Consider the following 7,042-nt stretch of genomic DNA (forward strand, 5'->3'; position numbering starts at 1 on the left):
GGTCGGTTTATGGAAGGGGAATGAAAGTGAAAGCTTTATTTAAAAACCGAGCATTTATGCTCGTTATGGCATCTGATATTTTACAACAATTTGCAATTTGGATCAGAAATATGGCTCTTTTATATTTCATAATGGAGCGGACAAATAATGATCCAGTTTCAGTGTCTCTATTATCTGTCATGGAGTATGCACCTATCTTTATTTTCTCGTTCATTGGTGGTGCATTAGCAGATCGTTGGAATCCGAAAAGAACAATGGTCGCTGGAGATGTGTTGAGTGTACTGTCTATTATAGGAATTGTCCTGTTGTTAAAGCTGGATTATTGGCAGGCTATATTTTTTGCAACACTCATTTCCGCGATTGTAGGTCAGTTTTCTCAGCCCTCATCTTCGCGTATATTTAAGCGCTATGTAAAAGAAGAACAGGTAGCAAATGCGATTGCATTTAACCAAACATTACAGTCATTATTTCTAATTTTTGGGCCAGTGGTAGGATCGCTTGTGTATACACAACTTGGTTTATTTACGTCACTATATAGCTTAATCATTTTATTTTTGTTATCTGCTATCGCCCTTTCATTTTTACCAAAATGGGTTGAAAAAGAGCAAGTGGCGAGAGATTCATTAAAAAATGATATAAAAGAAGGTTGGAAGTATGTTCTTCATACGAAAAATTTACGTATGATTACGATTACTTTTACAATTATGGGTTTAGCTGTTGGATTAACGAATCCATTAGAAGTATTCCTTGTAATTGAACGTTTAGGCATGGAAAAAGAAGCTGTTCAATATTTAGCGGCAGCTGATGGAATAGGTATGTTACTTGGTGGTATTGTTGCTGCAGTTTTCGCTTCAAAAGTGAATCCGAAAAAGATGTTTGTATTCGGTATGGGTATATTAGCGATTTCGTTTTTAGTAGAAGGGCTATCTACATCATTTTGGATTACTAGTTTCATGAGATTTGGAACAGGTATTTGTTTAGCTTGTGTTAATATTGTTGTCGGTACGCTTATGATTCAACTTGTACCAGAAAATATGGTTGGAAGAGTAAATGGGACGATTTTACCACTGTTTATGGGGGCAATGCTAATTGGAACTTCATTAGCTGGAGGATTAAAGGAACTAACTTCGCTAGTTACTGTGTTTTGTATAGCAATGGCACTTATTTTATTAGCGATAGGGCCAGTTCTACGTATGCAAATAAAGAAAGAAGATATCGCTAATAAAGAGGCACTAACAAATTCATTAGCTTCAAAATAACTATTGTAAGGGAGCAATATTGCTCCCTTTTTCTTTGAGGAACTTTTGACAACTATATGAGCCAATTATATACTGATGTTGTAAAAACGATTTTACAGGTTAGGAGCAATGGTGTGAAAAATCAAATCTATGAATTACGCACTGAAAATAATATTTCACAAGGCGCATTAGCTGATAAATGTAAGGTTTCTAGACAAACGATAAATGCAATTGAGAATAATAAATATGATCCAAGTTTAGCGTTAGCATTCCGCTTAGCTGAAGTATTAGGAACAACTGTTGATAAATTATTTTTGTACAAGCAGTAGAGTCGTTCATTATAAGGCGCACCTTTAAAAATAAAAAAGATCCTCTTCTTATGAGAAGAGGATCTTTTTTTAGAGCGTTTTAGTCTTTGGACTAGGTGGTGTAACGGATGTATTATTTTCTGGAACTCTAGTTAGTAAGAATCCTCCGATAATAAACAGAACAATAATACTAAGAACACCAGCGTTTGTTTTTCCTGTTAATTGCGTTGTAACACCGACTAATACCGGACCCATAATTGCGGCAAACTTCCCAAATATATTATAAAATCCGAAGAATTCATTAGCAGATTCTTTTGGTACTAGTTTTGCAAAGTATGAACGACTTAGTGCTTGAATACCACCTTGAGATGTAGCAACTAACATTGCTAAAATCCAAAAATCAAGTGTCGTTTTTAAGAAATAAGCATATGTGCAAATAATGATATAAATAATGATACCGACATATAACATTTTTTTACCAGTAAATGTTTCAGATAGTTTTCCGTATAGTAACGCAAATGGACAAGCGACAATTTGTGTTACAAATAATATGATTAATAGATTCGTTGCACTGATACCGAGGTCGGTTCCGTAAGCTGTAGACATAGTAATAATTGTATCGACTCCGTCAATATAGAAAAAGTAAGCAATTAGAAACATAAATACAGTTTTATATTCTTTAATATTTTTAAAAGTATCAGCAAGACGTTTGAAGCTCATTTTAATAGGTCTTGGATGACGCTCAATATAGTGTGTTTGCTCTACGTTTTTAAGCATTGGAATTGTAAATAACCCCCACCAAAGAGCAGTTATCGCGAATGAAATTTGACTAGCAATGCCAACTGATAAAGGGATAGTTCCTTTTTGAGCAAGAATAATAAGAGCGATACAACCGATAAAAGGAATAGTACTCCCAATATAGCCTAAAGCGAAACCTCTTGTAGAAATTCGATCCATTCTATCTTCAGAAGTGACATCTACTAAAAATGCATCATAGAAAATGTTGGCTCCAGCAAAACCAACTAAGGCGAGCATATAGCATCCTAATAATAAGTACCACTGAGATGTTGGAACGACTGCTAACATACTTGTAAATACGATACCAAGTCCAAAGAAGAATGTGAAAAATCGTTTTTTAAATCCTTTATAATCAGCAACTGTGCCGAGAATAGGAGCAAGTATAGAAATTAAAAGTGTAGCGAACGAGTTTGCATATCCCCAATATGCTGTTGAAGTTGCACCAGATAGCCCGGCTTCTTTTGCAGCTGCTTTAAAGTAAATTGGAAATAATGCAGTTGTAATGACGAGCGAATATACCGAGTTCGCCCAATCGTATAATATCCAGCTTTTTTCTTGTCTGGACATTTTTTTCATATAGTGTTCCCCCTTAAATTTGTTCTACTAACAGTGTACAAAAATAAAAATTATAAAAAGAGAAACAGTGATGATTTTTACAGAACTTTTACATATATACACAGTTCTTTACAATTGGAGTAAATCCTCTACAATTGATCCGTCTGTTTCGCCTAAGTGTAAACCGAGTAGTCTAGCGATAGTTGGACCTTCATCAATAAGTCTCATATACGGGACGGTAACGCCGGTTTTTATTCCTTTTCCAGCAGCGATAAAAATTGTTTCATAGTTAGGTTTTGTTGGAGAGTATCCATGCGTACCAAATGTATATTTTTTACTAGGAGTAACATCTTTTTCAGTAATTTCTTTTATAAAATCTCCTGTATAGTTTTCAGTGAAATAATACCCCTCTTGCGCTTCTAACATAAATAAACAATTACCATCTGCACCGCAGTCTTTCGCAGCTTCATCATGAAGTATAAATTCAATTCCATTCTGTTTATTTTGCAGCAGTTCTTCAAGGAGTAGTTGTACTTCTCGAATTGTATCCGTATCATTTTTGTCTTTCACATATACATAGGCAGACCCGTCGCAACTTTGACAATAGGCCTTCCAATCTACTAATAGCCCTTTTTTATTTATAGATACGAGGCCTTTTTGTTGGAATAGCACATTTAATTGAATCGCTTTGTTTTCACTTAAAGCGCTATGGTCACCAAGAGCGATAATTGTACTCTCTTCGTATAGGTCACTGTCTTTTAAAGTTTGAATAATTTTCCCGAGCCGCTCATCATGTCTATGAATTGCAGCTATTGTTTCGTTAGATTCAAAGCCATGATAATGTCTTTGCGTGTCTAAATCAGTGAAATGTACGAACATAACATTAGGCTTTTTCGTCTGAATGGTGTGTACAGCAGAGGCGAGGACGAAATCATCCAGCTCTGGTTGTGATAAACCATTTCTTATATGGCCGAAACGAAGATTTAAATCTAATTGGTATAGTGGGCTACCGCTAAATAAGGAAACTAACACTTGATTTTGCCAAGGTCTATTGGGGAAAATTTCTGGTAAATTGTAATCAATGTTTGCTCTCCCAGTAACAGGCCATAGAAGGGCAGCTGTCGTTAAATTTGCTTTACGCGCTTCATCATACAATGTTGTTCCTTTTATCGATTTTCGGTACCAATGCCAATCAGGTGATTCACGTCCTGGTTGAAGTAACGTATTACTAACAACACCGTGCTTGTTAGGGTAATTACCGGTTACGATTGTTGAGTGGCTTGGATATGTTACAGAAGGATAAATTGGTTCTACTTTTTCGACAACCGTGCCCTTTTTTATTAGAGATTGGAAATGAGGTAGTTTTTGTAGTATAGGAAAATCTAAAGCTGATAAACAGTCGAATGATAAAATAATGACACGATTCGTTAATGCTTTATCCATAAAGTAATCCTCCTAATTATATAAAACCTATTCTTATATATTACTATTAATACCTAGTAATAAAAATATGTTTCTGAATAAAATTTATTGTTTATTTTCAGAAAAATTAAACATATAATAAGTATAAGGGAATCTATGGACGGAGGGAATAGTATGGACTGGTTAGATGGATTCGGTATATTTTACATCATTGGTGGCATCACAATTCTCCTTGTATTTGCTATTTCATATTTACTAAAGAAACGTTTTCCAGACAAACAGTTTGATATTATATTTGCACTGATTGTAATACTTCTTTGCTTAGCATCATTTCCTGTTACCATGATGGTTATTGGTGGGTGGGAAGGAATGGGATATGGATTTATTGGTTTCTTCGTTCTACTAGGTACACTTATTGGTATGATTGCACATCAACTTGTAAAAATCTCTCGAAAAAGCTACGTATAAAACTGTAAAAAATGAAAAGAATATATAATAATAAGAAAATTAGCTATTGTTTTAAAAAAGAATTTGTATTATGCTAATCAACAAATTTATTTCGTTATAACGATGAAAAAGGACTAGTACATATTCAACCTTTTTAGCAGAGAGAGAATCCGCCAGGCTGAAAGATTCTTAAAAAGGCAATATGGAACCTGCCTTTGAGTTCTGCATATGCAGCGGGAATTTCCCGTTATCAAAAAGAGAGCATGCGCAATTTTTGTGCATGAATCAGGGTGGTAACGCCGGCAAAGCTCGGTCCCTATTTAGGGACGCGGGCTTTTTTGTATTTTCTAGAAGGAGGAAGACTGACTATGGCAAAAGAACAAGTGCAAGCCATTACGAAGATGGAAGAGGACTTTGCGCAGTGGTATACCGATATTGTAAAAAAAGCCGAACTTGTTGATTATTCAAGTGTAAAAGGGTGCATGATTTTACGTCCGTATGGTTATGCCTTATGGGAGAATATGCAGAAGGTGATGGATGAGAAGTTAAAAGAAACTGGCCATGAAAATGTATATATGCCAATGTTTATCCCAGAGAGTTTATTGCAAAAAGAGAAGGATCATGTTGAAGGATTTGCTCCTGAAGTAGCATGGGTTACACATGGCGGGGATGAAAAGTTAGCGGAAAGACTTTGTGTACGTCCTACATCTGAAACTTTATTCTGTGAGCACTTTTCAAAAATTGTGCAATCCTATAATGATTTGCCAAAGTTATATAATCAGTGGTGTTCAGTAGTTCGTTGGGAGAAGACAACTAGACCATTCCTTCGTACGACTGAATTTTTATGGCAAGAGGGTCATACAATCCATGAAACGGCAGAAGAATCGCAGGCTGAAACATTAAATATTTTAAACTTATATGCTTCTTTCTGTGAGGATTATTTAGCGATACCAGTTATTAAAGGACAAAAAACAGAAAAAGAGAAGTTTGCTGGAGCAAAGGCAACTTATACAATTGAAAGTTTAATGCATGATGGAAAAGCGCTTCAAACAGGAACATCTCATAACTTTGGGACGAATTTCTCAGAAGCATTTGATATTAAGTTTTTAGATCGTAACGGTAAATGGCAATATGTGCACCAAACATCTTGGGGTGTATCAACAAGAATGATAGGCGGGCTAATAATGGTTCATAGCGATAATAATGGACTTGTAATGCCACCAAAAGTCGCTCCAGTGCAAGTTGTTATTGTACCAATTGCTCAGCATAAAGAAGGAGTTTTAGCAAAAGCAACAGAGTTACAAGGACATATTCAAAAGGTTGCACGAGTAAAAATAGATGCTAGTAATAAAACGCCTGGTTGGAAATTTAATGAGTATGAAATGAAGGGTATTCCAATTCGATTAGAAGTTGGCCCTAAAGATATTGAAAAGAATCAAGTTGTACTTGTAAGAAGAGATACGAAGGAAAAAGAGTTTGTACCAATGGATCAATTAGAAGAACGTATTCCAGCATTACTTGAAGAAATTCATATTGCTTTATTTAATAAAGCAAAAGCATTTCGCGATGAGAATACGTATGCTGTGACAAATTTCGAAGAGATGAAAAAAGTAGCTGACGAAAAGCAAGGCTTTATTAAAGCGATGTGGTGCGGGGAATTGGCTTGTGAAGAGAAACTAAAAGAAGAGGTGGGAGTATCTTCACGTTGTATGCCTTTTGAGCAAGAGCATTTAGCTGAAGAATGTATTTTTTGTGGTAAAGAAGCTAAACAAATGGTGTATTGGGGAAAAGCATATTAATACTCTTTTGATAGGGGATAAAAAGGACTTTGGGCTGCATAATAAAATGCAATCCAAAGCCCTTTTTGGTTTTATACAGTATTTCATGTATTCTTTAGATGGAAGGATGTTGTTCTTATTTTACGTTTTTACGACGAATAAACAGTAACATACCAATTAGGAATGTTGAAAGACCCATTAAAATAGATATAGGGTAATGCGTTGCAGTATTAGGTAATTTATCACCTTGTTTTTTTGTATTATCTTTTACATTATCCCCTTGAGAACCGTTGCCCTTCTGAGAATTGCTATCGCCTTTCACACGATTGCCACCTTGAGAGCCATTACCCCCTTGAGAACTGCTATCACCTTTAACACGATTGCCGCCGTGAGAGCCATTACCGCCGTGAGAGCCACTGCCACCAGAACCGTTACCACCGGAACCATTGTCACCACTGCCACCAGAACCGTTACTGCCGGAACCATTGCCGCCAGA

7 protein-coding genes and 1 other annotated feature are annotated in these 7,042 nt (G+C 35.8%); of the genes, 4 read left to right on the plus strand and 3 right to left on the minus strand.

Features of this window, described 5'->3' with window-relative positions; translation table 11 throughout:
* Positions 1–26: 26 nt before the first annotated feature.
* Both ATL10_RS20280 and ATL10_RS20285 read left to right on the plus strand, forming a co-directional pair.
* Complete coding sequence (locus tag ATL10_RS20280; RefSeq protein WP_000645358.1) at positions 27–1,259, plus strand: MFS transporter; 1,233 nt, start codon at positions 27–29, stop codon at positions 1,257–1,259.
* A 56-nt stretch (positions 1,260–1,315) separates the two neighbouring features.
* Positions 1,316–1,567, plus strand: coding sequence for a helix-turn-helix transcriptional regulator (locus tag ATL10_RS20285; protein ID WP_002023181.1), 252 nt, complete (start codon positions 1,316–1,318; stop codon positions 1,565–1,567).
* Between the two features lie 69 nt (positions 1,568–1,636).
* On the opposite strand, the gene ATL10_RS20290 is transcribed toward ATL10_RS20285, so the two are convergent.
* Both ATL10_RS20290 and ATL10_RS20295 read right to left on the minus strand, forming a co-directional pair.
* Entirely contained in the window at positions 1,637–2,920 is a 1,284-nt protein-coding gene (locus ATL10_RS20290; RefSeq protein WP_000738820.1) for an MFS transporter, read from the minus strand.
* Positions 2,921–3,028: 108 nt separating this feature from the next.
* Entirely contained in the window at positions 3,029–4,342 is a 1,314-nt protein-coding gene (locus tag ATL10_RS20295; protein ID WP_090978238.1) for an alkaline phosphatase family protein, read from the minus strand.
* A 153-nt stretch (positions 4,343–4,495) separates the two neighbouring features.
* Here ATL10_RS20295 and ATL10_RS20300 point away from each other — a divergent pair, with 153 nt between their 5' ends.
* Both ATL10_RS20300 and proS read left to right on the plus strand, forming a co-directional pair.
* Positions 4,496–4,789, plus strand: coding sequence for a YesK-like family protein (locus ATL10_RS20300; RefSeq protein ID WP_000383860.1), 294 nt, complete (start codon positions 4,496–4,498; stop codon positions 4,787–4,789).
* A 93-nt stretch (positions 4,790–4,882) separates the two neighbouring features.
* Positions 4,883–5,089 (plus strand) — a binding site (T-box leader).
* Positions 5,090–5,136: 47 nt separating this feature from the next.
* Positions 5,137–6,567 carry a proline--tRNA ligase gene (gene proS, locus ATL10_RS20305; protein ID WP_110497392.1) on the plus strand — a complete coding sequence of 477 codons (1,431 nt, stop codon included), beginning with the start codon at positions 5,137–5,139 and terminating at the stop codon, positions 6,565–6,567.
* A 115-nt stretch (positions 6,568–6,682) separates the two neighbouring features.
* On the opposite strand, the gene ATL10_RS20310 is transcribed toward proS, so the two are convergent.
* Positions 6,683–7,042 (minus strand): LPXTG cell wall anchor domain-containing protein (locus ATL10_RS20310; RefSeq protein ID WP_142669983.1); only part of this gene is annotated, 360 nt, incomplete at its 5' end.

The organism is Bacillus sp. 196mf (assembly GCF_003217275.1).
In the GTDB taxonomy this organism is placed as follows: Bacteria; Bacillota; Bacilli; order Bacillales; family Bacillaceae_G; genus Bacillus_A; species Bacillus_A thuringiensis_S.

What these genes read in the sequence shown, in the direction of transcription:
- proS (WP_110497392.1), top strand. Translation starts at nt 5,137, where the DNA reads ATGGCAAAAGAACAAGTGCAAGCCATTACGAAGATGGAAGAGGACTTT.
- ATL10_RS20300 (WP_000383860.1), top strand. Translation starts at nt 4,496, where the DNA reads ATGGACTGGTTAGATGGATTCGGTATATTTTACATCATTGGTGGCATC.
- ATL10_RS20295 (WP_090978238.1), bottom strand. Translation starts at nt 4,342, where the DNA reads ATGGATAAAGCATTAACGAATCGTGTCATTATTTTATCATTCGACTGT.
- ATL10_RS20290 (WP_000738820.1), bottom strand. Translation starts at nt 2,920, where the DNA reads ATGAAAAAAATGTCCAGACAAGAAAAAAGCTGGATATTATACGATTGG.
- ATL10_RS20285 (WP_002023181.1), top strand. Translation starts at nt 1,316, where the DNA reads ATGAGCCAATTATATACTGATGTTGTAAAAACGATTTTACAGGTTAGG.